Raw genomic sequence first — 25,672 nt, 5'->3', positions numbered from 1 at the left:
CGATATAACCTCTTCACGGACAGTACCGCCATGGGTGCCCCCGAGCAGTCCTCATCCGCAGTTGCTGAAGTTGCAGACGCGGTGGCGTCGCCTCAGCGTTACCGGGCCCCGGCGGCGAGCAGACGCCGCATCTGGCGCGTACGCGCAGGCTTTTCCGTGCTGCTGCTGGCCGCGGCTGTGGGTATCGGCTGGCTGGCGGCGCGCGAGGCGCGCACATCCGAATGGCAGGCGCGCCTGCTCGGCGACTGGTCGGCGCGACTCAAGTATCAGGTCGAGCCCGGCCCCAGCGACGCCATCCGCTTTCCCTCGCAAGGCCCCTTCGACCAGCGCCTGGGCTACGTCGGCCTGCCCGAGTTCATCCGCCGCCTGAGCGCCCAGGGCTTCGTGGTGGAGCGCCAGGCACGCTTCTCGCCGGCGCTGCTGGACTACACCGACCGCGGCCTGTACCCGCCCTACCGCGAGAAGACCCACGCCGGGCTGGACATCACCGACTGCCGCGGCCAGCCGATGTTCGGCTTCCGCCACCCGCAGCGCCACTATGACCGCTTCCGCGACATCCCGCCGCTGGCGGTGGCCAGCCTGCTGTTCATCGAGAACCGCCACCTGCTCGATACCGACCAGCCACAGCAGAACCCGGCGGTGGACTGGCCGCGCTTCGCCATGGCGGCCTGGACCCAGCTGGCCAGCCGGCTGCACGCCGACACCGACAGCGCCGGCGGCAGCACCCTGGCCACGCAGATCGAGAAATTCCGCCACTCGCCGGAGGGGCGCACGCCCAATGCACCGGAGAAACTGCGCCAGATGCTCTCGGCGAGCATCCGCGCCTACCGCGACGGCAGCTCGACCCTGCCGCTGCGCCGGCAGATCGTCCACGACTACATCAACAGCGTGCCGCTGTCGGCCGCCGCCGGCTACGGCGAGGTGCACGGGCTGGGCGACGGGCTGTGGGTATGGTTCGGCGCCGACTTCGCCCAGGCCAACCGCGCGCTGGCCGGCGGCGAGGACGTCACCCTCGCCGAACAGGGCCTGGCCCTGCGCCAGGTGCTGGCCCTGATGATCGCCCAGCGCCGGCCGTCCTGGTACCTCACCGACGGCCGCGCCGAACTGGCCGAGCTGACCGACAGCCATCTGCGCGTGCTGGCCGGCGCCGGGGTGATCACCCCGGCGCTGCGCGATGCCGCGCTGGGCCAGCAGCTGAGCTTCCGCAATCCGGCCACCGACCCGGCGCTGCCGCCGGTGGCCTCCGACAAGGGCATCAACGCCATCCGCACCCGCCTGGTGCGCAGCCTCGGTCTGCCGCTGTACGACCTCGACCGCCTCGACCTGTCGGTCGACGCCACGCTGAATCAGCCGCTGCAGCAGGCGGTCAGCGACTACCTCGAGAAACTCGCCGACCCGGCCGTCGCCGAGCAGGTCGGACTGTTCGGCGAGCGCCTGCTCAGCCCCGAACTGACCGCCGACGTGCGCTACAGCTTCACCCTGTTCGAGCGCGGCGCCAACGGCAACCGCGTGCGCGTGCAGACCGACACCACCGGCCAGCCGTTCGACATCAACGAGGGCAGCAAGCTGGAGCTGGGCTCCACCGCCAAGCTGCGGGTGCTCGCCACCTACCTGGAGATGGTCTCCGAACTGCACCAGAAGCACTCCGGCAAGACGCCAGCCGAGCTGCGCCGGCTGTACCAGGAAGCCAACGAGCGCGACAACCTCAGCCGCTGGGCACTGGACTGGCTGCGGGCCAATCCGCAGGCCAGCCTGACGCAGATGCTCGACGCCGCGCTGGATCGCAAGTACTCGGCCAGCCCCGGCGAGACCTTCTTCACCGGCGGCGGCGCCCACGTGTTCAGCAACTTCCGCCGCGAGGACAATGGCCGCATGGCCACGGTGCGCGAATCGCTGCGCGAGTCGCTCAACCTGCCGTTCGTGCGCATCCTGCGCGACGTGGTGCGCTACAGCACTTACCAGATGCCCAACAGCGTGCAGATGCTCACCGACGACCAGTACCCGCCGCGCCAGGAATACCTGACCCGCTTCGCCGACAAGGAGGGCACGGTGTTCCTGCTGCGCTTCTGGCGCAAGTATCGCGACAAGGCGCCCCAGGAGATGTTCGACACCCTGATCGAGGGCCTCAGCCTGTACCCGTCGCGCCTGGCCGCGATCCACCGCTACCTCTATCCCGATGCCAGCCTGGAGGAGTTCCGCCAGGTGATGAAGACCCACCTCGGCAAGCAGATGCCGCCGCCGAAGAAGCTCGAGGAACAGTACTACCGCTACGGTCCGGACGCCTTCAACCTGCCGGACCAGGGCTACATCGCCCGGGTGCACCCGCTGGAGCTGTGGCTGATCAGCTATCGCATGCAGAACCCGCAGGCCAAGTTCGACGAGGTGGTCGCCGCCAGCCGCGACGAGCGCCAGGAGGTCTATGGCTGGCTGTTCAAGAGCCGCCACCGCAGCGCCCGCGACAGCCGCATGCGCACCATGATCGAGGTCGAGGCATTCACCGACCTGCACCAGCGCTGGGCCAGGCTCGGCTTCCCGTTCGACCACATGGTGCCGTCGCTGGCCAGCGCGCTGGGCAGCTCGGGCGACCGCCCGGCGGCGCTGGCCGAACTGATGGGCATCATCCAGAACGACGGCATGCGCCTGCCGACCGTGCGCATCGACAACCTCGACTTCGCCATCGCCACGCCCTACGAGACCCGCCTGGAGCGCCAGCAGACCAGCGGCGAACGGGTGATGCGTCCGGAAGTGGCCGCCGCCCTGCGCAGCGCACTCGCCGACGTGGTGGAGAACGGCACCGCTCGCCGGCTCAAGGGCGTGCTGCAACAGCAGGATGGCCAGCCGATGGTGGTCGGCGGCAAGACCGGCACCGGCGACAACCGCATCGAGACGGTGACGCGCAGCGGCTGGGTGACCAGTTCGACGGCACGCAACCGCACCGCCACCTTCGTGTTCTTCCTCGGCCCGCGCCACTTCGGTACCCTCACCGCCTATGTCGCCGGCGAGAAGTCCGCGCGCTTCCGCTTCACCTCGGCGCTGCCGGTGCAGGCCCTCAAGGGCATGCTGCCGCTGCTGCAGCCCTACCTGCTGGCCGAGGCCACCGCCTGCCACGCACCGGAGCGAGAGGCCAGCGTCGAACCGCGCCTGCACGCCCTGCAGAACCACCGATAAGGAAGCCTCCGTGATCCCCAGCCGTCCCGGGCTGCGCCGCGCGCTCGGCCTGAGCCTCGGCCTGCTCGTCGCAGCCTGCACCCACCAGCCGAGCCCCGAACCCTTGCCCCGCCCGTCCCAGCCGGAGGCGGCCAGCGGCTGGCAGGCCAAGCCGGGCTGGCAGCTGCAGCGCCAGGCGGTGGCCGCCGCCAACCCGCTGGCTGCCGAGGCCGGCCGGCAGATCCTCGCCGCCGGCGGCAGTGCGCTGGACGCCGCGATCGCCGTGCAGATGGTGCTCGGCCTGGTCGAGCCGCAGTCCAGTGGCCTGGGCGGCGGCGCCTTCCTGCTGCACTGGGACGGCCAGCGGCTGGACGCCTGGGACGGCCGCGAGACCGCGCCGCAGGCCGCCGACGAGGCGCTGTTCCTCACCGCCGAGGGCCGGCCGATGGCCTTCATGGAGGCGGTGGTCGGCGGCCGCGCGGTGGGCGTGCCCGGCGTACTGAGGATGCTCGAGACGGCGCACCGCGCCCATGGCCGCCTGCCCTGGGCAACCCTGTTCGCGCCGGCCATCGAGCTGGCCGAGCAGGGCTTCGCGGTCAGCCCGCGCCTGCACCAGTTGCTCGCCGCCGACGCGCACCTGCGCCGCGATCCGGCCGCGGCTGCCTTCTACTACCGGGCCGACGGCTCGCCGCTGCCGGTCGGTCACGTCCTGCGCAATCCGGCACTGGCCGCGGTGCTGCGCGACATCGCCCGCGACGGCAGCGCGGCCTTCTACCAGGGGGCGGTCGCCCGCGACATCGTCCGGCGGGTGCGCCAGCATCCCGGCAACCCCGGCCGCCTGCAACTGGCCGACCTGCAGGCCTACCGGCCGCTGCGCCGCGAGGCGCTGTGCCAGCTGTGGCTGGCGCAGTACCGGGTGTGCGGCTTTCCGCCGCCCTCCTCCGGGCTGATCACCCAGATGCAGATCCTCGGCCTGCTCGAACAGTTGCCGAAGCCTGTTCCGCCGCTGGAAGACGGCCGCCCCTCGGCCGAATTCCTGCACCGCTACAGCGAGGCGGCCAAGCTGGCCTTCGCCGACCGCGCCCAGTACCTCGCCGACCCCGCCTTCGTGCAGCCGCCGGCCGGCGACTGGCGCAGCCTGCTGGCCCCCGCCTACCTCAAGCAGCGCGCCAGCCTGATCGGCGAGCGCAGCATGGCCAGCGCCAGCCACGGCGTGCCCGGCGGCGCGCCGCTGGCCTGGGCGCCGCAGGCGGATCAGGAGGAGTACGGCACCAGCCACATCAGCATCGTCGACGCCCGCGGCAACGCGCTGGCGATGACCAGCAGCATCGAACAGGCCTTCGGCGCCCGCCTGCTCAGCGACGGCGGCAGCGGCCTGCCCGGCGGCTTCCTGCTCAACAACCAGCTCACCGACTTCGCCCTGGCCCCGCGCGACGGCGAAGGCCGGCCGGTGGCCAACCGGGTCGAGCCGGGCAAGCGCCCGCGCTCGAGCATGAGCCCGACCCTGGTGTTCGACGCGAAAGGCGGCCGACTGCTGGCCAGCCTGGGCGCACCTGGTGGCGCGGGGATCATCCACTTCAATGCCAAGACCCTGCTCGGCCTCTACCAGTGGCGGCTGGACGCCCAGCGCGCCATCGACCTGCCCAACTTCACCAACTTCAACGGCCCGACCGTGCTGGAGGCCGGGCGTTTCCCCCCGGCCACCCTCGACGCCCTGCGCGCCAGGGGCCACCAGGTCAGCGAAGGCGAGCTGCCCAGCGGCCTGCAGGCCATCCAGCGCAATGCCCGCGGCTGGTTCGGCGGCGCCGATCCACGCCGCGAGGGCGTGGTGCTGGGCGAGTGATCAGCCCTTCTGCCGGCGCAGGCGCACGTAGAGCGTCTCGACCTTCTCTCGCGCCCAGGGCGTGCGGCGCAGGAAGGTCAGGCTCGACTTGATGCTGGGATTGGCCTTGAAGCAGCGGATGTCGATGCGCTGGGCGAGACCGTCCCAGCCGTAGTGCGCCACCAGTTCGGTGAGCAGGGCTTCGAGGGTGACGCCGTGCAGCGGATTATTCGGGGTGTCGGTCATGGTCGGCCCGTGCAGAGGAGAGGAGCCGCGCAGCATAGCGCAGGGGCCTGGCGGCGAATAAAAAAAGCCCGCGTCTGCCATAACGCGGGCTGAAAACACGGACAGGGTCCGTGCCTGGTTGACGGTTCCGGCCGCACTGAGGGGAGCGACCGGGTCCGCTAGCTAATCAGATGTGGGCGTCGCGGTATTCCTTCTCGGCCTCGTCGAAGCGCTTGAGCATGGCGGCCGACGGCGCGCTGCCGATGCGGCTGAAGATCAGGATGCCCAGGGTGCAGAGGATGAAGCCCGGGATGATCTCGTACAGGCCGGTCCAGCCGAAGAAGTTCTTCCACAGCACCACGGTCACCGCGCCGAGCAGCATGCCGGCCAGCGCGCCGTTGCGGGTCATGCCCTTCCACAGCAGGGAGAAGATCACCACCGGACCGAAGGCGGCGCCGAAGCCGGCCCAGGCGTAGGACACCAGGCCGAGCACCTTGCTCTCCGGGTTGGAGGCGATGGCGATGGCGATCACCGCGACCAGCAGCACCATGGCGCGGCCGACCCAGACCAGCTCGGTCTGGCTGGCGCCCTTGCGGAAGAAGGCCTTGTAGAAGTCCTCGGTCAGGGCACTGGAGCAGACCAGCAGCTGGCAGCTGAGGGTCGACATCACCGCGGCGAGGATGGCGGAGAGCAGCACGCCGGCGACCCACGGGTTGAACAGGATCTTCGCCAGTTCGATGAACACGCGCTCGGGGTTCTCGTTGACCGCCACGCCCAGCTCCGGATGAGCGGAGAAGTAGGCGATGCCGAAGAAGCCCACGGCCACCGCGCCGGCCAGACAGAAGATCATCCAGGCCATGGAGATGCGACGGGCGTTGGGGATCGACTTGACCGAGTCGGCAGCCATGAAGCGCGCGAGGATGTGCGGCTGGCCGAAGTAGCCCAGGCCCCAGGCCATCAGCGAGATCACGCCGATGAAGCTGGCGCCCTTGAGCATGTCGAAGCTGGTGGCGTCCTTCAGCTCGATGGCGGCGAAGGTCGGATCGATGCCGCCGGTGGCGACCATCACGATGATCGGGGTGAGGATCAGCGCGAAGATCATCAGGCTGGCCTGCACGGTGTCGGTCCAGCTCACCGCGAGGAAGCCGCCGACGAAGGTGTAGGCGATGGTGGCGGCGGCGCCGGCCCACAGCGCGGTCTCGTAGGAGATGCCGAAGGTGCTCTCGAACAGGCGCGCACCGGCGACCACGCCGGAGGCGCAGTAGATGGTGAAGAACACCAGGATCACCACCGCGGAGAAGATGCGCAGCACGCGGCTGTTGTCCTCGAAGCGGTTGGTGAAGTAGTCCGGCAGGGTCAGGGCGTTGCCGTTGTGCTCGGTCTGCACGCGCAGGCGGCCGGCGACGAACAGCCAGTTGAGGTAGGCGCCGATGATCAGGCCGATGGCGATCCAGCTCTCCGACAGGCCGGACAGGTAGACCGCGCCGGGCAGGCCCATCAGCAGCCAGCCGCTCATGTCGGAGGCGCCGGCGGACAGCGCGGTGACGAAGCTGCCAAGGCTGCGCCCGCCGAGGATGTAGTCGGAAAGGTTGTTGGTGGAGCGATAGGCGATGAAACCGATCAGCACCATCGCCGCGATGTAGATCACGAAGGTGATCAGGGTCGGGTTGGTCATGCTCATGAGGGGGATCCCATGCGGTTGTTATTGGTCTGGAACTCGTTCGACTGCCACCCCGGATAACCGGGTTGCACCCTCGATGGCGATAATCTAGGCAAAGCCCAGTGAAAGGTGCAACCAATTTCCGGCAGAAGGTTTTACTTTTTTGCCGATTCGAGGAAGAAAAGCCTCAATTGCTCCTTTTTGTAGCATTTTCATCCCGACCCACCCCACCGCAGTGCAGAAAAGTAACACTCCACACCCCACCGACCACTACGCTCGTCGCCTTGAAAGGCCTGCAGGTTGCACCGGGTTGCACCTTGCATTTTTTCGTGTTTAATCTTCCATGTGCTTTGCAGCGCTTCACCCAAATATAGGACAAGCCATGGCCACCACCACTCTCGGCGTCAAACTCGACGAAGCCACCCGCGAACGCCTCAAGCAGGCCGCCCAGCGCATCGACCGTACCCCGCACTGGCTGATCAAGCAGGCGATCTTCAGCTACCTCGAGCAGATCGAGAGCGGCATGACCCCGGCCGAGCACAACGGCCTGGCGGTGGCCGCCGGCGAGGAGCCGCTGGAGGCGCTGACCGAACAGGGCCTGCAGGTGTTCCTCGACTTCGCCGAGAGCATCCTGCCGCAGTCGGTGCTGCGCGCCTCGATCACCGCCGCCTACCGCCGCCCGGAAACCGAGGCGGTGCCGATGCTCCTCGAGCAGGCGCGCATGCCCCGCGAGCTGTCCGAGGCCAGCCAGAAGCTGGCGCTGAACCTCGCCGAGAAGCTGCGCAACCAGAAGAGCGCCGGCGGTCGTCAGGGCCTGGTGCAGGGCCTTCTGCAGGAGTTCTCGCTGTCCTCGCAGGAGGGCGTGGCGCTGATGTGCCTGGCCGAGGCGCTGCTGCGCATCCCCGACAAGGCCACCCGCGACGCGCTGATCCGCGACAAGATCAGCAACGGCAACTGGAGCCAGCACCTGGGCCAGAGCCCGTCGATGTTCGTCAACGCGGCGAGCTGGGGCCTGCTGATCACCGGCAAGCTGGTGTCCACCCATACCGAGAGCGGCATGACCGCCGCCCTGAACCGCATCATCGGCAAGAGCGGCGAGCCGGTGATCCGCAAGGGCGTGGACATGGCCATGCGCCTGATGGGCGAGCAGTTCGTCACCGGCGAGACCATCGCCGAGGCGCTGGCCAACGCCGCCAGCCTGGAGGCCAAGGGCTTCCGCTACTCCTACGACATGCTCGGCGAGGCGGCGCTGACCGAGGAGGACGCCAAGCGCTACCTGGCGTCCTACGAGCAGGCCATCCACGCCATCGGCAAGGCCTCCCACGGCCGCGGCATCTACGAGGGCCCGGGCATCTCCATCAAGCTGTCCGCGCTGCACCCGCGCTACAGCCGCGCCCAGTACGAGCGGGTGATGGAGGAGCTGTACCCGACCCTGCTCGGTCTGACCCAACTGGCCAGGCAGTACGACATCGGCATCAACATCGACGCCGAGGAGGCCGACCGCCTGGAGCTGTCGCTGGACCTGCTCGAGCGCCTGTGCTTCGAGCCGTCGCTGGCCGGCTGGAACGGCATCGGCTTCGTCATCCAGGCCTACCAGAAGCGCTGCCCCTACGTGATCGACTACGTCATCGACCTGGCCAAGCGCAGCCGCCACCGCCTGATGATCCGCCTGGTCAAGGGCGCCTACTGGGACAGCGAGATCAAGCGCGCCCAGGTCGAGGGCCTGGAGGGCTTCCCGGTGTACACCCGCAAGCCGTACACCGACCTGTCCTACATCGCCTGCGCGCGCAAGCTGCTGGCTGTGCCGGAGGCGATCTACCCGCAGTTCGCCACCCACAACGCCCACTCGCTGGCGGCCATCTACAACCTCGCCGGGCAGAACTACTACCCCGGCCAGTACGAGTTCCAGTGCCTGCACGGCATGGGCGAGCCGCTCTACGAGCAGGTGGTCGGCAAGGTCGCCGACGGCAAGCTGAACCGCCCGTGCCGCATCTACGCGCCGGTGGGCAGCCACGAGACGCTGCTGGCCTACCTGGTACGCCGCCTGCTGGAGAACGGCGCCAACACCTCGTTCGTCAACCGCATCGCCGACCACAGCATCTCGCTGAAGGACCTGGTCGAGGATCCGGTGGTGCAGGTCGAGCAGATGGCCGCCCAGGAAGGCACCCTCGGCCTGCCGCATCCGCGCATCCCGCTGCCGCGCACCCTGTACGGCGAGGCGCGGGTCAACTCCAGCGGCATCGACCTGGCCAACGAGCACCGCCTCGGCTCGCTGTCCTCGGCGCTGCTGGCCAGCGTCAACAACGAGTACCGCGCCCAGCCGCTGCTCGGCTGCGACGCCGCGGCGCCCGGCGAGGCGCAGCCGGTGAGGAACCCCGCCGACCACCGCGACGTGGTCGGCCAGGTGTTCGAGGCCAGCGTGGCGGACGTGCACAGCGCCGTGCTGTGCGCGGTGTCCAGCGGGCAGATCTGGCAGTCCACCCTGCCGGCCGAACGCGCCGCCGTGCTGGAGCGCGCCGCCGACCAGATGGAGGCCGAGATCCAGCAGCTGATGGGCCTCTTGGTCCGCGAGTCCGGCAAGACCTTCGCCAACGCCATCGCCGAGGTGCGCGAGGCGGTCGACTTCCTGCGCTACTACGCCGCGCAGGCGCGCAACCACTTCTCCAACGACAGCCACCGCCCGCTGGGCCCGGTGGTGTGCATCAGCCCGTGGAACTTCCCGCTGGCGATCTTCAGCGGCCAGGTGGCCGCGGCGCTGGCCGCCGGCAATACCGTGCTGGCCAAGCCGGCCGAGCAGACCCCGCTGATCGCGGCCCAGGCGGTGCGCATCCTCCTCGAGGCCGGCGTGCCGGCCGGCGCCGTGCAGCTGCTGCCGGGCCGCGGCGAGACCGTGGGCGCCGCACTGATCGCCGACGAGCGCATCCGCGGGGTGATGTTCACCGGCTCCACCGAGGTCGCCGGGATCATCCAGCGCAACCTCGCCGGCCGCCTCGACGCCCAGGGCCGCACTATCCCGCTGATCGCCGAGACCGGCGGGCAGAACGCCATGATCGTCGACTCCTCGGCGCTCACCGAGCAGGTGGTGGTCGACGTGATCGCCTCCGCCTTCGACAGCGCCGGCCAGCGCTGCTCCGCCCTGCGCGTGCTGTGCGTGCAGGAGGACGTCGCCGACCGCGTGCTGGCGATGCTCAAGGGCGCCATGGCCGAGTACAGCCTGGGCAACCCGGAGCGCCTCGACACCGACATCGGCCCGGTGATCGACGAGGAGGCCAAGGCCAACATCGAGCGGCACATCCAGGCCATGCGCGACAAGGGCCGCAAGGTGCACCAGCTGTCGCGCGCCAACGGCGCGGACATCCGGCGCGGTACCTTCGTGATGCCGACCCTGATCGAGCTGGAGAGCTTCGACGAGCTCAAGCGCGAGATCTTCGGCCCGGTGCTGCACGTGGTGCGCTACCCGCGTGCCGAGCTGGCCACCCTGCTCGATTCGATCAACGCCAGCGGCTACGGCCTGACCCTGGGCGTGCACACCCGCATCGACGAGACCATCGCCCAGGTGGTCGACTCGGCCCGCGTCGGCAACCTCTACGTCAACCGCAACATGGTCGGCGCAGTGGTCGGCGTGCAGCCGTTCGGCGGCGAGGGCCTGTCCGGCACCGGCCCGAAGGCCGGCGGCCCGCTGTACCTGTACCGCCTGCTCGCCACCCGTCCGCAGGACGCGGTCAGCCGCCAGCTGCAGGACGGCGAGGGGCAGCGCGCGGACGCCCGCGGCCCGGCCTTCCCGGCCCTGCTGGAGTGGGCGCACAAGCAGCAGCCCGAACTCGCCGCGCTGGCCGAGCGCTACGCCAGCCTGGCGCAGAGCGGCCTGACCCAGGTGCTGAGCGGCCCGACCGGCGAGCGCAACACCTACAGCCTGCTGCCGCGCGAGCGGGTGCTGTGCCTGGCCGACGACGAGCGCGACCTGCTCGCCCAGCTGGCCGCCGTGCTCGCGGTGGGCTGTCGCGTGCTGTGGGCGGACAACGCCGCCAGCCGCAAGCTGCTCGCCCAGCTGCCCCTGGCGGTCCAGCAGCGCATCCAGCTGGTCGGCGACTGGGCCTCCTGCGAGCTGGGCTTCGACGCCATCATCCACCACGGCGACTCCGACCAGCTGCGCGAGGTCTGCCAGCTGGCCGCCAAGCGCCCCGGCGCGATCGTCGGCGTCAACGGCCTGGGCCGGGGCGATACCGACATCCCGCTGGAGCGCCTGCTGATCGAGCACGCCCTGAGCGTCAACACCGCCGCCGCCGGCGGCAACGCCAGCCTGATGACCATCGGCTGATCCCTCCCTGCCCTGCTGACGACCGCCGGCCTTGCGCCGGCGGTCGCACTTCCGGCCCGACCCGGCGCCCTCCACCCCTCCCCGACGCCCCGCGCCGCCCGCCGGCACGGTTGAAATGCCCTCCCGCGGCCCCATGTAGGCACAAATCCCGACTGTGCAGGAACCCCTTCATGAGCGAGCAGGATATCCCTCACGAGATCGTCGATGCCGACGAGGGCGCGAGCAACACCGGTGTGGTGCTGCAGGGCCAGACGCTGCCGGACAAGCTGTACATCATGCCGGTGCACAACCGGCCGTTCTTCCCCGCCCAGGTGCTGCCGATCATGGTCAACCCCGAGCACTGGGCGGAAACCCTCAAGCGCGTGACGAAGACCGACCACCACTGCGTGGCGCTGTTCTACATGGACAATCCCCCGGAGAGCGCCGAGGACTTCGACCCCGACAGCCTGCCCGAGCACGGCACCGTGGTGCGCGTGCACCATGCCAGCAAGCAGGACGACAGCCTGCAGTTCGTCGCCCAGGGCCTGGCGCGGGTGCGCATCCGCGGCTGGCTGAGCCGCAAGCCGCCCTACCTGGTGGAGGTCGACTACCCGCGCACGCCGGCCGATCCCAGCGACGAGGTGAAGGCCTACGGCATGGCGCTGATCAACGCGATCAAGGAGCTGCTGCCGCTCAATCCGCTGTACAGCGAGGAGCTGAAGAACTACCTGAACCGCTTCAGCCCCAACGACCCGTCGCCCTTGACCGACTTCGCCGCGGCGCTGACCACAGCGCCGGGCAGCGACCTGCAGGCGGTGCTGGACACCGTGCCGGTGCTCAAGCGCATGGAGAAGGTGCTGCCGCTGCTGCGCCGCGAAGTGGAGGTGGCGCGCCTGCAGAACGAGATCAGCGCCGAGGTCAACAGCACCATCGGCAAGCGCCAGCGCGAGTTCTTCCTGCGCGAGCAGCTCAAGGTGATCCAGAAGGAGCTGGGCATCACCAAGGACGACAGGAGCGCCGATGCCGAGGAGTTCCGCAAGCGCCTGGAGGGCAAGACCCTGCCGGCGCAAGCGCAGAAACGCATCGACGAGGAGCTGAACAAGCTGTCGGTGCTGGAGACCGGCTCGCCGGAGTATGCGGTGACGCGCAACTACCTGGACTGGGCCACCAGCGTGCCCTGGGGCGTGCTGGGCAAGGACAGGCTCGATCTGGCGCGCGCGCGCAAGGTGCTGGACAGGCACCACGCCGGCATGGAGGACATCAAGCAGCGGATCATCGAGTTCCTCGCCGTCGGCGCCTTCAAGGGCGAGATCGCCGGCTCCATCGTCCTGCTGGTCGGCCCGCCCGGGGTAGGCAAGACCAGCATCGGCAAGTCGATCGCCGAATCCCTCGGCCGGCCGTTCTATCGCTTCTCGGTCGGCGGCATGCGCGACGAGGCGGAGATCAAGGGCCACCGCCGCACCTACATCGGCGCGCTGCCCGGCAAGCTGGTGCAGGCGCTCAAGGAAGTCGAGGTGATGAACCCGGTGATCATGCTCGACGAGATCGACAAGATGGGCGCCAGCTACCAGGGCGACCCGGCCTCGGCGCTGCTGGAGACCCTCGATCCGGAGCAGAACGTCGAGTTCCTCGACCACTACCTGGACCTGCGCCTGGACCTGTCCAAGGTGCTGTTCGTCTGCACCGCCAACACCCTCGACTCGATCCCGGGCCCCCTGCTCGACCGCATGGAGGTGATCCGCCTGTCCGGCTACATCGCCGAGGAGAAGCTGGCCATCGCCAAGCGCCACCTGTGGCCGCGCCAGCTGGACAAGGCCGGCGTGCCGAAGCAGCGCCTGGCGATCAGCGATGCCGCACTCAAGGCGGTGATCGAGGGCTACGCCCGCGAAGCCGGGGTGCGCCAGCTGGAGAAGCAGCTCGGCAAGGTCGTGCGCAAGGCGGTGGTGAAGCTGCTGGAGGATCCGGCGGCCAGGGTCAGGGTCGGCCCGAAGGATCTCGAGGACTACCTGGGCATGCCGCTGTTCCGCCGGGAGAAGCACCTGGAAGGCGTCGGGGTGATCACCGGGCTGGCCTGGACCAGCCTGGGCGGCGCCACCCTGCCGATCGAGGCGACGCGCATCCATACCCTCAACCGCGGCTTCAAGCTGACCGGCAAGCTCGGCGAGGTGATGAAGGAGTCGGCGGAGATCGCCTACAGCTACGTCAGCTCGCACCTGAAGAAGTTCAAGGGCGACCCGACCTTCTTCGATCAGGCCTTCGTCCACCTGCACGTGCCGGAGGGCGCCACGCCCAAGGACGGCCCCAGCGCCGGCATCAGCATGGCCAGCGCCCTGCTCTCCCTGGCGCGCCACCAGCCGCCGAAGAAGAACGTGGCGATGACCGGCGAGCTGACCCTCACCGGCCAGGTGCTGGCCATCGGCGGGGTGCGCGAGAAGGTGATCGCCGCGCGGCGGCAGAAGATCTGGGAGCTGATCCTGCCCGAAGCCAACCGCGGCGATTTCGAGGAATTGCCGGACTACCTCAGGGAAGGCCTGACCGTGCACTTCGCCGAGCGCTTCGCCGACGTCGCCAGGGTGCTGTTCCCCGCCGAGTGAGCCGTGCCGCGGCGCGGTTGCACGCCACCGCGCCGCGATGCCCGCAAGCGGAAGTGCATATCCATCGGCTAGGCTATGCCCAAGCACACTGCCACGGGAACCTGCCCATGCCGCCCCGCTTCTCCCTGCACCTGCTGCCGCTGGCGGCGACCACCCTGCTCGCCGCCTGCGCGCACCAGGCGCCGGGCACCCTGGAACTGGACGACCAGCAGCGCCACTGCGATCCGCTCGAACTGCGCGCCGGCCAGACGTTCGACCTGCGCCTGCCGAGCAACCCCACCACCGGCTTTCGCTGGGTGCTGCGCGACAGCGGCGCGCCGGCGCTCCGCCTGCTCGGCCCGGAGGTCTACACCACCCCCGAGGACGCCGGCCTGGTGGGCAGCGCCGGGGTGTCGACCTGGCGCTTCCGCGCCGTCAGCCGCGGCGAGGGCCAGTTGACCCTGGACTACCGGCGGCCCTGGGAAGAAGGCGTGGCCGCGGAGCGGACCTTCGCCTGCCGGATCAGCATCCGCTGACCTTCGCCGCTCGTCCCGCCAGGCAGCGCCCCCCTGCCAGATCGCCTATAGGAATAGGGACAGGCTTCATCATGTGGGGGTGCAATATGAACCTGTACGGGCGACCGCGTGCACTGGCCCTGCTGGTGCTGCTTTCCGGTTGCAGCGGCCTGCTTCCCAGCGAGCGCGCCGAGATCGTCTCACCGTTTCGCGACTATCTGGATGCCGAGGGGCGCTACCAGCAGGCGCAGCCCGGAGTCACCAGGCGTCCCGAACTGTTCTCCCTCGGCTTCGACCCGGTGATCAACGGCAACGGTCGCACCCTGTCGTTCCTCGATGTGCGCATGATGTTCGTGCAGCCGAACGTGCCCATCGACTACCTGCCGGACAGCCTGGTGACCTGCCTGCAGGCCAAGGAGCGCTGCAGCGGCTACGCCTTCGAGTTCAACCAGACCGACACCCAGCGCACCGGCAGCTTCTGGGCCGACGTGCTCAACTTCCGCAAGAACCGCGAGGTGCGGGGCTGGGCGTTCCGCGCGGTGTTCGTGCTGGTGGACGACACCCTGGTGCACAAGGTCAGCAACGGCGAGCCGCAGATCCGCCGCCTGCAGGTCGAGCGCAACCCGCTGGGACCGCTGCAGGGCGCCGGCGAGTACTTTTCCGACCAGCTGAGGTGACGGGGCTGCGAGCGACCCGGCCGCTCCGCTAGAATGGCCGGCTTTCCCATGCCGGAAGCCTGCCGTGAAGCAGACCCCAGACCGCATCTACGCCACCCCCCAGGAACAGGTCGCCGACTTCGTGTTCAACGAGGCGGTGGTGCGCGTGTTCCCCGACATGATCAAGCGCTCGGTGCCGGGTTATCCGACCATCGTCGAGAACCTCGGGGTGATCGCCGGGCAGTTCGCCCAGCCGCACAGCGCCCTCTACGATCTGGGCTGCTCGCTCGGCGCAGTCAGCCAGGCGCTGCGCCGCCACGTGCAGGCCGAGGGTTGCCGGGTGGTCGCGGTGGACAACTCCAGCGCCATGGTCGAGCGCTGCCGCGAGTACCTGCACGCCCAGGACTCGATGTTCCAGGAACTGCTGCCGGTCGAGGTGCTCGAGGCCGACATCTGCCGGCTCGAGTTCCAGAGCGCCTCGGTGGTGGCGCTGAACTTCACTCTGCAGTTCATCCCGCGCGAGCAGCGCCTCGACCTGCTCACCCGCATCCGCCAGGCGCTGCTGCCCGGCGGCGCGCTGCTCCTCTCGGAGAAGCTGCGCTTCGAGGATGCCGAGGAACACGCCCTGCTCGGCGATCTGCACATCGCCTTCAAGCGCGCCAATGGCTACAGCGAGCTGGAGATCGCCCAGAAACGCAGCGCCATCGAGAACGTGATGAAGCCGGACAGCCTCGCCGAGCACCGCGAGCGCCTCGCCGCTGCCGGCTTCTCGACAGTCATTCCCTGGTTCCAATGTCTCAACTTCGCCTCGCTGATCGCCCTGCCATGACCGACCTCGCCACCCGCGCCGACCTTCCCGCCCTGCTCGACCGCCTGCGCGGCACGCCGCTGGCCGCCTGGGCCGCCACCCTGCCCGACCTGCTGGCCGCCAAGCTGGCCGCCGGCCATGGCGACCTGCCGCGCTGGCAGGCGGCGGTGGATGCCCTGCCGCCGCTGGCGGTCGAGCGCCGCGAACTGGCCGAGGCGTTCTTCCTCGACGGCACCTGCAGCGCCGGGCAACGCGCCATGCTGGAACAGGCGCTCAGGGGCCTGATCCCCTGGCGCAAGGGGCCATTCGAGCTGTTCGGCGTGCACGTCGACACCGAGTGGCATTCGGACTGGAAGTGGACGCGCGTGGCCCCGCACCTGGACCTGGCCGGCAAGCGCGTGCTGGATGTCGGCTGCGGCAACGGCTACTACCAGTGGCGCATGCTCGGCGCCGGCGCCGACTGCGTGGTGGGCGTCGACCCCAACTGGCTGTTCTTCTGCCAGTTCCTGGCGATGAAGAACTACCTGCCCGAGCTGCCCGCCTGGCATCTGCCGCTGGCCCTGGAGGAGCTGCCGGAAAAGCTGGAAGGCTTCGACACGGTGTTCTCCATGGGCGTGCTCTACCACCGCCGCTCGCCCATCGACCACCTGCTGGCGCTCAAGGACTGCCTGGTGCGCGGCGGCGAGCTGGTGCTGGAGACCCTGGTGGTGGACGGCGACGTGAACACCGTGCTGGTCCCCGAGGACCGCTACGCGCAGATGCGCAACGTCTGGTTCCTGCCCTCGGTGCCGGCGCTGGAGCTGTGGCTGCGCCGCGCCGGCTTCAGTGAAGTGCGCTGCGTCGACGTCAGCGTCACCAGCGTCGAGGAACAGCGCTCCACCGAGTGGATGAAGTTCCAGTCGCTGCCCGAGTTCCTCGATGCGCAGGACCGCAGCCGCACCGTGGAAGGCCTGCCGGCGCCGACGCGCGCCGTGCTGCTGGCGCGCAAGCCGTAGAAGAGGTTGATGGTTCCCACGCTCCCGCATGGGAACCCGGGCCTGGGCGCTCCGCGCCCATGAGACGCAGAGCGTCCCCGGATGCGTGCCCACGCCGGAGCGTGGGCACGATCAACCCAGGTCTCAGCGACGCTCAGCCGCCGCGACGATCAGCGCCTTCATCTCCGCCACCGCCTGCTTGAAGCCGACGAACAGCGCATGGGCGACGATGGCGTGGCCGATGTTCAGCTCGTTGATGCCACGGATGGCGGCGACCGCCTCGGCGTTGTGGTAGTGCAGCCCGTGGCCGGCATTGACGATCAGGCCGTGACTCAGGCCGCACTCGACGCCGTCGCGGATGCGCGCCAGCTCGGCGGCCATCTCCGCCTGCGTGTGGGCATCGGCGTAGCGGCCGGTGTGCAGCTCGATGGCCGGCGCGCCGATGCGTGCGGCCGCCTCGATCTGCCGCGGGTCGGCGTCGATGAACAGCGACACCTCGCAGCTGACCGCCGCCAGGCGCTCCACCGCCGCCCTGATGCGCGCCTCCTGGCCGAGCACGTCGAGACCGCCCTCGGTGGTCAGCTCCTGGCGGGTTTCCGGCACGAAGCAGGCGTGCGCCGGGCGGATCTGCTCGGCGAAGGCGAGCATCTCCTCGGTGACGCCCATCTCGAAGTTCATCCGCGTCTGCAGCACCTCGGCCAGCACGCGCACGTCGCGGTCCTGGATGTGCCGGCGGTCCTCGCGCAGGTGCACGGTGATGCCGTCGGCGCCGGCTTCCTCGGCGTCCAGCGCGGCCTTCACCGGGTCCGGATAGCGGGTGCCGCGCGCCTGGCGCAGGGTGGCGATGTGATCGATGTTGACACCCAGCAGGATGCGGTTGGCTTCAGTCACGACGGGACTCCTTGCGATTGATGAACAGCTCGCGGCTGGCCAGCGGCCGACCGCCCAGATGCGGCGCCAGCGCCTGGCGCATCAGCCGCTTGGCCGCGGCCAGGGCGCCCGGCGTCTGCCAGTCGGCCGCCGCCAGCGCCAGCAGCTCGCGGCCGTGGAACAGGCCGGGCTGCCACTGCGCGATGACCTGGAAACCGACCTCCGGCAGCCACTGGTACAGCGCCGCGGCCTCGACCGGCTGCCCCCGGCAGTCGCGGTCGAGGGCGAAACCATAGCCCAGATCGTCCAGCAGACGCCATTCGAAGGCGCGCAGCAACGGCTCCAGCGGCCGCCCGGCAGCCAGCGCGGCCAGGGTCGCGGCATAGTGCTCGAACAGCGCGGGATGCGGATCTTCCGCCGGCAGCAGGCGCACCAGCAGTTCGTTGAGGTAGAGGCCACTGAACAGCGCGTCGCCGCTCAGCAGATGGGGAATGCCGCCCGCCTCCAGGCGCGCCACCGTCTTCAGCTCGCCCAGCCCGCGCAGCTCCAGCTCCAGCGCCAGGAACGGCCGCGCCAGGCTGCCGCTCTTGCCGCGCGCACCGCGCAGCACCGCGCGCAGGCGGCCCTCGGCGGTGAGGAAGTCCACCAGGGCACTGGTTTCCTTGTAGGGGCGGGAGTGCAGGACGAAGGCGGGACGAGAGGCGGCGATCATGTCGACCGTAGGGTGCGCCATGCGCACCGGCGAAAGCGAGGACAACGGCACGGGTGCGCAGGGCGCACCCTACCGGAACGGTGGCAATCGTCGGTCAGAGATCGCCGTAACCGAGAGAACGCAGGGCGCGCTCGTCGTCGGACCAGCCGCTCTTCACCTTGACCCACAGGTTGAGCATGACCTTGCTGCCGAACAGCTCTTCCATGTCGCGGCGGGCGTCCTGGCCGATGCGCTTGATGCGCTCGCCCTTGTCGCCGATGATGATCTTCTTCTGCCCGTCGCGCTCGACCAGGATCAGCGCGTGGATGTGCAGCACGCGGCCCTGCTGCTGGAACTGCTCGATCTCCACGGTGACCTGGTAGGGCACCTCGGCGCCGAGCTGGCGCATGACCTTCTCGCGTACCAGTTCGGCGGCGAGGAAGCGCGAGCTGCGATCGGTCAGCTGATCTTCCTCGAAGAAGTGCTCACCTTCGGGCAGGTGCTTGGCCACCAGTTGCTCAAGGGTGTCGAGGTTCTGCCCGTGCTGCGCGGAGATCGGCACGATCTCCGCGTTGGGCAGCTGCTCTTCCAGCCACTTGAGGTGCGGCAGCAACTCGGCCTTGTCCTCGAGGCGGTCGATCTTGTTGACCACCAGCAGCAGCGGGCCTTCGACGAACTTGACCCGGTCGAGCACCATCTGGTCCTCGTCGGTCCAGCGCGTACGGTCGACGACGAAGATCACCACGTCCACGTCCTTGAGCGCCGCGCTGGCGCTGCGGTTCATGTAGCGGTTGAGCGCCTTGTCGTTGTCCTTGTGCATGCCGGGGGTGTCGACGTAGATCGCCTGCACCGCCCCCTCGGTCTTGATGCCGAGCAGGGTGTGGCGGGTGGTCTGCGGCTTGCGCGAGGTGATCGCCAGCTTCTGGCCAAGGATGTGATTGAGCAGGGTCGACTTGCCGACGTTCGGCCGGCCGACGATGGCCACGTAGCCGCAGCGGCTGGCCTGGGATTCAGTCATTGCCATTCTCCACGCCCAGGGCCACCAGTGCTGCCGCGGCCGCCACCTGTTCGGCGATGCGGCGGCTGGCACCCTGGCCACGGGTCTTTTCATTGAGCAGGGCAATTTCGCATTCGACGAAGAAGGTACGACAATGCGGTTCGCCCTGGATATCCACCACATCGTAGCGCGGCAGTTCGCAGCCACGCGATTGCAGGAATTCCTGCAGGCGGGTTTTCGGATCCTTGTTGGTGTCGACCAGGGTCAGCTCGTCGAAGTAGGGCTCCAGCCAGGCCAGCACGCGGTCGCGCGCCGAATCCATGCCGGTGTCCAGGTAGATGGCGCCGATCAGCGCCTCGGTGGCGTCGGCGAGGATCGACTCGCGACGGAAACCGCCGCTCTTCAGCTCGCCGGAGCCCAGGCGCAGGTACTCGCCCAGGTCGAAGGCCCGGGCCAGCCGGGCCAGGGTCTCGCCCTTGACCAGCCGCGCGCGCAGGCGCGACAGCTGGCCCTCGCGAGCCTGCGGGAAACGCTTGAACAGCGCCTCGCCGACCACGAAGTTGAGGATGGCATCGCCGAGGAATTCCAGCCGCTCGTTGTTGCGGCCGGCGAAACTGCGGTGGGTCAGGGCCACGACCATCAGGTTCTGGTCCTGGAATTGATAGCCGAGCTGGCGCTCGAGTCGTTGCAGAGGGTTACTCACTGGGCACGGACACGGTATTCGCGGTCGAAGTGGACGACCAGGTCAAGGTTCTCGATCAGCGGTTCGCGCTTCTCGTATTTGAGATGGACATAGAACTCGTTGTTCTCCATGCGCACGTCCATCACCTCGCGCAGGTCGAGATCGCGGATGTTGTTGACCTGGGTGCCGCGGCTCACGTGTGCATAGAAGTCACCGGGCGAGCGGATATCCAGAGCCGTTTCGCTCTCCACCCCGGTGACGATCTTCTGCAGGGAAAGGAAGTCGAAGTAGTGCGGCAGGACCTTGAACGCCACGCTGGCGAAGAACGCCGCCACGCAGAAGACCACCAGCCAGCTCACCATCGACAGACCTTTCTGCGAACGCGCAAATCCCATGATCAACCTCGTATCCGTGAACTGTTCAGTGCATCAGTGGATCAGCCCGACACGCTCGAAGGTCGGCAGATGGCCGACCTTGGGAGCTGGCCAGCTCATCCACACGGCGAACGCCTTGCCGACGATGTTGCGGTCGGGAACCATGCCGTGCAGCTCGGGCGCGATGGCCGGATCATCCCAGTAACGGCTGTCGTTGGAGTTGTCGCGGTTGTCGCCCATCATGAAGTAGTGCCCCGCGGGCACCACCCACTCGCGGTCCGGTTCGATACGGTAGCGGCGCATTTCCTTGCGGATCAGGTGCTCCGCCGTACCCAGCTTCTCGCTGAACAGGCGGGCGCTGCCGAGGCTGCCCGGCTCGTCGCCGATCAGCTGCTCGGCCACCGGCTGACCGTTGACGAACAGACGCTTGTCGCTGCTGTAGCGCACATGATCGCCGGGCAGGCCGACCACGCGCTTGATGTAGTTCACGTTGGGATCGCTGGGGAAGCGGAACACCATCACATCGCCGCGCTGCGGCTCGCCGATCTCGATCACCTTGGTGTCCACCACCGGCAGGCGGATGCCGTAGGAGAACTTGTTGACCAGGATGAAGTCGCCGACCTCGAGGGTCGGCTTCATCGAGCCGGAAGGGATCTGGAACGGCTCGACCAGGAACGAGCGCAGCACCAGCACCAGCGCCAGCACCGGGAAGAACGACTTGCCGTATTCCACCAGCACCGGCTCGCGGGCCAGCTTCTGCAGCACCTGCGGGTCGGTCTGGCTCACGCTGCCCTGGTAGGCGGCGATGGCGGCACGGCGACGCGGGGCGAGGAACAGCAGGTCGAGCAACGCCAGCACGCCGCACACGGCGACGGCCAGCACCAGCAGCAACGGAAAGTTCAGAGTCATGTCCTCAGCTGTCCACCTTGAGCACGGCAAGGAAGGCTTCCTGCGGAATTTCCACACTGCCCACCTGCTTCATCCTTTTCTTGCCGGCCTTCTGCTTCTCCAGCAGCTTCTTCTTGCGGCTTACGTCACCGCCATAGCACTTGGCCAGCACGTTCTTCCTGAGCGCTTTGACCGTCGAGCGGGCCACCACCTGACCGCCGATGGCCGCCTGGATCGCCACGTCGAACATCTGCCGCGGGATCAGTTCCTTCATCTTCTCCACCAGCTGGCGGCCCTTGTAGGCCGCGTTGTCGCGGTGGACGATCAGCGCCAGGGCATCGACCCGCTCGCCGTTGATCAGCACGTCCAGGCGCACCAGGTTGGCTGCCTGGAAGCGGTCGAAGCCGTAGTCCAGCGAGGCATAGCCGCGGCTGGCCGACTTCAGGCGGTCGAAGAAGTCGAGCACCACCTCGTTCATCGGCAGATCGTAGCTGACCTGCACCTGGCTGCCGAGGAAGTGCATGTCGCGCTGCACGCCGCGCTTCTCGATGCACAGGGTGATCACGCTGCCCAGGTGATCCTGCGGCACCAGGATGTTGGCGCGGCAGATCGGCTCGCGCATCTCGGCGATCGACGCCAGGTCCGGCAGCTTGGACGGGTTGTCGACGTAGACGATGTCGCCGTTCTTCAGCACCACCTCGAACACCACGGTCGGCGCGGTGGTGATCAGGTCCAGGTCGTACTCACGCTCGAGGCGCTCCTGGATGATCTCCATGTGCAGCATGCCGAGGAAGCCGATGCGGAAGCCGAAGCCCAGCGCGTCAGAGCTTTCCGGCTCGTACTGCAGCGCGGCGTCGTTGAGGGTCAGCTTCTCCAGGGCGTCGCGGAAGTCCTCGAAGTCGTCCGAGCTGACCGGGAACAGGCCGGCGTAGACCTGCGGCTTGACCCGCTTGAAGCCCGGCAGGACGTCGACGTCCGGGGTGTTGGACAGGGTCAGGGTGTCGCCTACCGGCGCGCCCTGGATGTCCTTGATGCCGGCGACGATGAAGCCCACTTCGCCGGCCTTGAGGTCGGCGGTGGCGGTGTGCTTGGGGGTGTACACGCCGACGCTGTCGACCTGGTGGACCTTGCCGGTCGACTTGACCAGGATCTTGTCGCCCTTCTTGACCCGGCCGTGGCGCACGCGCACCAGCGACACCACGCCCAGGTAGTTGTCGAACCAGGAGTCGATGATCAGCGCCTGCAGCGGCGCATCGATCTCGCCCTCGGGCGGCGGAATGACCTCGACCAGGCGCTCGAGCACGTCGACCACGCCCATGCCGCTCTTGGCGCTGCAGGCCACGGCGTCGGTGGCGTCGATGCCGATGATGTGCTCGATCTCTTCCTTGACCCGCTCCGGCTCGGCCTGCGGCAGGTCCATCTTGTTCAGTACCGGCATCACCTCGAGACCCTGCTCGATGGCGGTGTAGCAGTTGGCCACCGACTGCGCCTCGACGCCCTGGCCGGCGTCCACCACCAGCAGCGCGCCCTCGCAGGCGGCCAGCGAGCGGCTAACCTCGTAGGTGAAGTCGACGTGGCCGGGGGTGTCGATGAAGTTCAGCTGGTAGGTCTTGCCGTCCTGCGCCGGGTAGTGCAGGGTCACGCTGTGCGCCTTGATGGTGATGCCGCGCTCGCGCTCGAGATCCATGGAGTCGAGCACCTGGGCTTCCATCTCGCGATCGGACAGGCCGCCGCAGATCTGGATGAAGCGGTCGGCGAGGGTCGACTTGCCGTGGTCGATGTGGGCAATGATGGAGAAGTTGCGGATATGGCTCAGATCACTCACGGGCTCAACACTCAAAAGGAGAGCGCGGGCTGTGCCCGCCGAAAATAGCCGTGAATTCTAGCGTATCGCCTCGGCGGGCGTCACCCACGGCTTGACACCCGGCAGCACATACGCAACGGGGGCGCCGAAGCGCCCCCGCAGCCACTGCAGTGTCGATCACTCGGACAGCTTGAAGGTGATGAAGCTGGCGCGTCCCTGGCGCAGCACGCGCATCGACACGCTGCGATTCTTCGGCAGCGCCTCGGCGACCTTGGCGAAGGTCTTCGCCGAGTCGATCGACTCGTTGTTCAGATGGGTGATCACGTCGCCCGGTCGCAGCCCGATCAGCGCCGCCGGGCCGTTCTGCACCTCGCGGATCAGCGCACCGCCCTCCACTTCCAGGGCCTTCTTCTGCTCGGCGCTGAGGTCGACCACGGTCACCCCCAGGCGGTTGCTGCTGCGCGCCGCATCGTCCTTGCCCGTGGAGGCGATCGCCTCGCCCTCTTCCGGCAGCGCGCCGACGGCCAGCTTCAGGCGCTTGCGCTCGCCTTCGCGGACCACGTCCAGCTCCACCTCGGTGCCCGGCTTGAGGGTGCCGACCAGGTGCGGCAGGTCGGCGGACACCACGATCGGCTGGCCGTTCAGCGCCAGGATCACGTCGCCCACCTGCAGGCCGCCCTTGGCTCCCGGGCTGCCTTCCAGCACCTGGGCCACCAGCGCACCGGCCGGCTTGTCCAGACCGAAGGACTCGGCCAGGTCTTTGTTCACTTCCTGGATCACCACGCCCAGCCAGCCGCGACTGACCTTGCCCTCGGCCTTGAGCTGCTCGGCCACGTTCATCGCCACGTCGATCGGGATGGCGAACGACAGGCCCATGAAGCCGCCGGAGCGGGTGAAGATCTGCGAGTTGATGCCGACCACCTCGCCGTCCAGGTTGAACAGCGGACCACCGGAGTTGCCTGGATTGATCGCCACGTCGGTCTGGATGAACGGCACGTAGTTCTCGTCGGGCAGGCTGCGCCCCTTGGCGCTGACGATGCCGGCGGTCACCGAGTGGTCGAAGCCGAACGGCGAGCCGATGGCCACCACCCACTCGCCGACCTTGAGTTCGTCCGACTTGCCGAGCTTGACGGTCGGCAGGCTCTTGCCCTCGACCTTGAGCAGGGCCACGTCGGTGCGTGGATCGGCGCCGACCAGCTTGGCTTCCAGCTCGCTGCGGTCGGACAGGCGCACGATGATCTCGTCGGCGTCGGCCACCACGTGGTTGTTGGTCAGCACGTAGCCGTCACTGGAAATGATGAAGCCCGACCCCAGCGACTGCGCCTGACGCTTGCGCGGCGCCTGTCCCGGCGGCACCTGCGGGATGCTGCGCTCGAAGAATTCACGGAACATCGGCGGCAGGCCTTCCAGGTCCGGCATCATCTGCGGCGGCAGGCCGGCGGCCTGGGCCGGCATGCTCTGCCGGGTGCTGATGTTGACCACGGCCGGCGAGGCCTGCTCGACCAGCTCGGTGAATTCCGGCAACTGCGCATGGGCCACCAGTGCCTGGGCCATCGCCAGCAGCGCAGCCAGCGACAGCATGGCGCGTTTCAGGGTACGCATGAATCTTGGACTCCCTTTGAGATCAACCTTCAAGACCAACCGGGATCAGCCGTTCTCCGCCGGCGGCACCGCACAGACCGCCAGCTCGGCACGCAGCACGACCGGCTGTCGGGCCGGATCGTCCACGTCCTGCCGGCTGTGCCTGCGCACCAGCCACCAGACCGCGAGGAATCCGCCCAGAGCGGCGAGAATGACAAAAGACTCGGCCAGCGCCAACCACTGTGCCAGCATTGCACCGGCAAACAGCCCCAGCAACGGCAGCAGGTAGACCCGCAGGGAGCTCTGTACCAGCAGATCCTCGCGAATGCCGATCACCACCCCGTCACCCACCGCCAACCGCAGATCGGTCAGTGCGCGCACGTAGCCGCGCTTCTGGCCGACCCCCAGTTTTTCCATCAGGCCCTGCCCGCAGCCGGCGTTCGCCGAGCACGCGCTGCAGGTGCTGCGGCGCAGGGTCTCCACCCACACCGCTCCGTCCTCGACCGCGACGACCCGCCCCGGCTCCTCGAGCATGCCGACCTCAGCGCCCGGCGCCCGCAGCCTCGGCAGCCGGCTGCGGCGGCACGCTGCGAATCAGGTCGTCCGGCTGGGCCGGCTTGGCGGGCTCGGCCTGCACCGCGCCGGCCGGGTAGCTCACCAACTGCGCGTCCGTCGGCGCTGCGGCGATCGGCGCCAGCTTCTGCTGGGACGATTGTACCGGCACGCTCTGCTCGGCCATCTGCGGCGCCATGCCGGTTTCGTCCTGGTTGTTGTAGAAGCGCACGCCGGCCAGCACCGCCAGGGTCACCGAGGCAGCCACGGCGAAGCGGCCCAGATGGCGCCAGGAGCGCGCCGGCCTGGCGACCGGTGCCGCGGCGTCCTCGGCGTCGATGGCCGCCGACACCGCGGCTGCCAGATCCAGCTTCGGCAGCACGGCCTGCCTGTGCATCACGTCACGGGCCAGCTGGTAGCGCGCCCAGCGCTCGCGCAGGGCCGCATCCTCGCCGGCTGCCGCGAGCACGCGCCGCAGTTCCAGCTCATCAGCCTCGCCATCCATGACGGCGGACACCGACTCATCCAGGACTTCACGACTCATGGTATTACCCTC

20 protein-coding genes are annotated in these 25,672 nt (G+C 68.7%); 8 read left to right on the top strand and 12 right to left on the bottom strand.

Features of this window, described 5'->3' with window-relative positions:
• Nucleotides 1–30: 30 nt before the first annotated feature.
• Nucleotides 31–3,168 (top strand): transglycosylase domain-containing protein, encoded by a 3,138-nt coding sequence (locus E5198_RS04455; RefSeq protein WP_136488812.1) that lies wholly within the window; start codon nt 31–33, stop codon nt 3,166–3,168.
• A 10-nt stretch (nt 3,169–3,178) separates the two neighbouring features.
• Nucleotides 3,179–4,990 carry a gamma-glutamyltransferase family protein gene (locus E5198_RS04450; RefSeq protein WP_168772472.1) on the top strand — a complete coding sequence of 604 codons (1,812 nt, stop codon included), beginning with the start codon at nt 3,179–3,181 and terminating at the stop codon, nt 4,988–4,990.
• Here the strand turns inward: E5198_RS04450 and E5198_RS04445 are convergent, their stop codons facing one another.
• Together E5198_RS04445 and putP are read right to left on the bottom strand one after the other, a co-directional pair.
• Entirely contained in the window at nt 4,991–5,215 is a 225-nt protein-coding gene (locus E5198_RS04445; protein ID WP_136488810.1) for a VF530 family DNA-binding protein, read from the bottom strand. It lies immediately after the preceding gene.
• A gap of 166 nt (nt 5,216–5,381) precedes the next feature.
• A complete protein-coding gene (gene putP / locus E5198_RS04440) occupies nt 5,382–6,875 on the bottom strand; it encodes a sodium/proline symporter PutP (protein WP_136488809.1) in 1,494 nt (497 codons plus the stop codon).
• A gap of 361 nt (nt 6,876–7,236) precedes the next feature.
• On the opposite strand from putP, the gene putA reads away from it, so the two are divergent.
• From putA to cmoB, 6 genes are all read left to right on the top strand, one after another.
• On the top strand, nt 7,237–11,172 hold the full coding sequence (gene putA / locus E5198_RS04435; protein ID WP_136488808.1) for a trifunctional transcriptional regulator/proline dehydrogenase/L-glutamate gamma-semialdehyde dehydrogenase: 3,936 nt from the start codon (nt 7,237–7,239) through the stop codon (nt 11,170–11,172).
• A gap of 170 nt (nt 11,173–11,342) precedes the next feature.
• Entirely contained in the window at nt 11,343–13,745 is a 2,403-nt protein-coding gene (gene lon / locus E5198_RS04430; protein WP_136488807.1) for an endopeptidase La, read from the top strand.
• Between the two features lie 107 nt (nt 13,746–13,852).
• Nucleotides 13,853–14,260: a protease inhibitor I42 family protein gene (locus E5198_RS04425; RefSeq protein ID WP_136488806.1), complete on the top strand. Its 408-nt coding sequence runs from the start codon at nt 13,853–13,855 to the stop codon at nt 14,258–14,260.
• An 86-nt stretch (nt 14,261–14,346) separates the two neighbouring features.
• Nucleotides 14,347–14,916: a hypothetical protein gene (locus tag E5198_RS04420; protein WP_136488805.1), complete on the top strand. Its 570-nt coding sequence runs from the start codon at nt 14,347–14,349 to the stop codon at nt 14,914–14,916.
• 64 nt (nt 14,917–14,980) lie between these two features.
• The gene (gene cmoA, locus E5198_RS04415) at nt 14,981–15,724 is read left to right on the top strand and encodes a carboxy-S-adenosyl-L-methionine synthase CmoA (RefSeq protein WP_136488804.1); all 744 of its coding nucleotides are present in this window, start codon (nt 14,981–14,983) and stop codon (nt 15,722–15,724) included.
• Nucleotides 15,721–16,698, top strand: coding sequence for a tRNA 5-methoxyuridine(34)/uridine 5-oxyacetic acid(34) synthase CmoB (cmoB, locus tag E5198_RS04410; RefSeq protein ID WP_136488803.1), 978 nt, complete (start codon nt 15,721–15,723; stop codon nt 16,696–16,698). The genes cmoA and cmoB overlap by 4 nt, the downstream gene beginning before the upstream one ends.
• A 123-nt stretch (nt 16,699–16,821) precedes the next feature.
• Here cmoB and pdxJ read toward each other — a convergent pair whose 3' ends face one another.
• The 10 genes from pdxJ to E5198_RS04360 all read right to left on the bottom strand — a co-directional run bounded on the left by pdxJ (nt 16,822) and on the right by E5198_RS04360 (nt 25,660).
• On the bottom strand, nt 16,822–17,568 hold the full coding sequence (pdxJ, locus tag E5198_RS04405; RefSeq protein WP_136488802.1) for a pyridoxine 5'-phosphate synthase: 747 nt from the start codon (nt 17,566–17,568) through the stop codon (nt 16,822–16,824).
• Nucleotides 17,561–18,259 carry a DNA repair protein RecO gene (gene recO, locus E5198_RS04400; protein WP_136488835.1) on the bottom strand — a complete coding sequence of 233 codons (699 nt, stop codon included), beginning with the start codon at nt 18,257–18,259 and terminating at the stop codon, nt 17,561–17,563. Before recO ends, pdxJ begins: the two co-directional genes overlap by 8 nt.
• Before the next feature lie 94 nt (nt 18,260–18,353).
• Nucleotides 18,354–19,256: a GTPase Era gene (era, locus tag E5198_RS04395; protein WP_136488801.1), complete on the bottom strand. Its 903-nt coding sequence runs from the start codon at nt 19,254–19,256 to the stop codon at nt 18,354–18,356.
• The gene (gene rnc, locus E5198_RS04390; protein WP_136488800.1) at nt 19,249–19,938 is read right to left on the bottom strand and encodes a ribonuclease III; all 690 of its coding nucleotides are present in this window, start codon (nt 19,936–19,938) and stop codon (nt 19,249–19,251) included. Before rnc ends, era begins: the two co-directional genes overlap by 8 nt.
• Entirely contained in the window at nt 19,935–20,312 is a 378-nt protein-coding gene (locus tag E5198_RS04385; protein WP_136488799.1) for a DUF4845 domain-containing protein, read from the bottom strand. The genes rnc and E5198_RS04385 overlap by 4 nt, the downstream gene beginning before the upstream one ends.
• A gap of 33 nt (nt 20,313–20,345) precedes the next feature.
• Nucleotides 20,346–21,200, bottom strand: coding sequence for a signal peptidase I (lepB, locus tag E5198_RS04380; protein ID WP_136488798.1), 855 nt, complete (start codon nt 21,198–21,200; stop codon nt 20,346–20,348).
• Nucleotides 21,201–21,204: 4 nt separating this feature from the next.
• Nucleotides 21,205–23,004 carry a translation elongation factor 4 gene (gene lepA / locus E5198_RS04375; protein WP_136488797.1) on the bottom strand — a complete coding sequence of 600 codons (1,800 nt, stop codon included), beginning with the start codon at nt 23,002–23,004 and terminating at the stop codon, nt 21,205–21,207.
• A gap of 156 nt (nt 23,005–23,160) precedes the next feature.
• The gene (locus E5198_RS04370; RefSeq protein WP_136488796.1) at nt 23,161–24,585 is read right to left on the bottom strand and encodes a DegQ family serine endoprotease; all 1,425 of its coding nucleotides are present in this window, start codon (nt 24,583–24,585) and stop codon (nt 23,161–23,163) included.
• A 45-nt stretch (nt 24,586–24,630) separates the two neighbouring features.
• On the bottom strand, nt 24,631–25,098 hold the full coding sequence (locus E5198_RS04365; protein ID WP_136488795.1) for a SoxR reducing system RseC family protein: 468 nt from the start codon (nt 25,096–25,098) through the stop codon (nt 24,631–24,633).
• A 7-nt stretch (nt 25,099–25,105) separates the two neighbouring features.
• Nucleotides 25,106–25,660, bottom strand: coding sequence for a sigma-E factor negative regulatory protein (locus E5198_RS04360; RefSeq protein ID WP_136488794.1), 555 nt, complete (start codon nt 25,658–25,660; stop codon nt 25,106–25,108).
• Nucleotides 25,661–25,672: the final 12 nt, after the last annotated feature.

It is taken from the genome of Pseudomonas sp. A-1 (assembly GCF_004801855.1).
Taxonomy (GTDB): Bacteria; Pseudomonadota; Gammaproteobacteria; order Pseudomonadales; family Pseudomonadaceae; genus Geopseudomonas.
The sequence above is the reverse complement of the archived record's forward strand: the minus strand, read 5'-3'. Positions and strand labels throughout refer to the sequence as shown.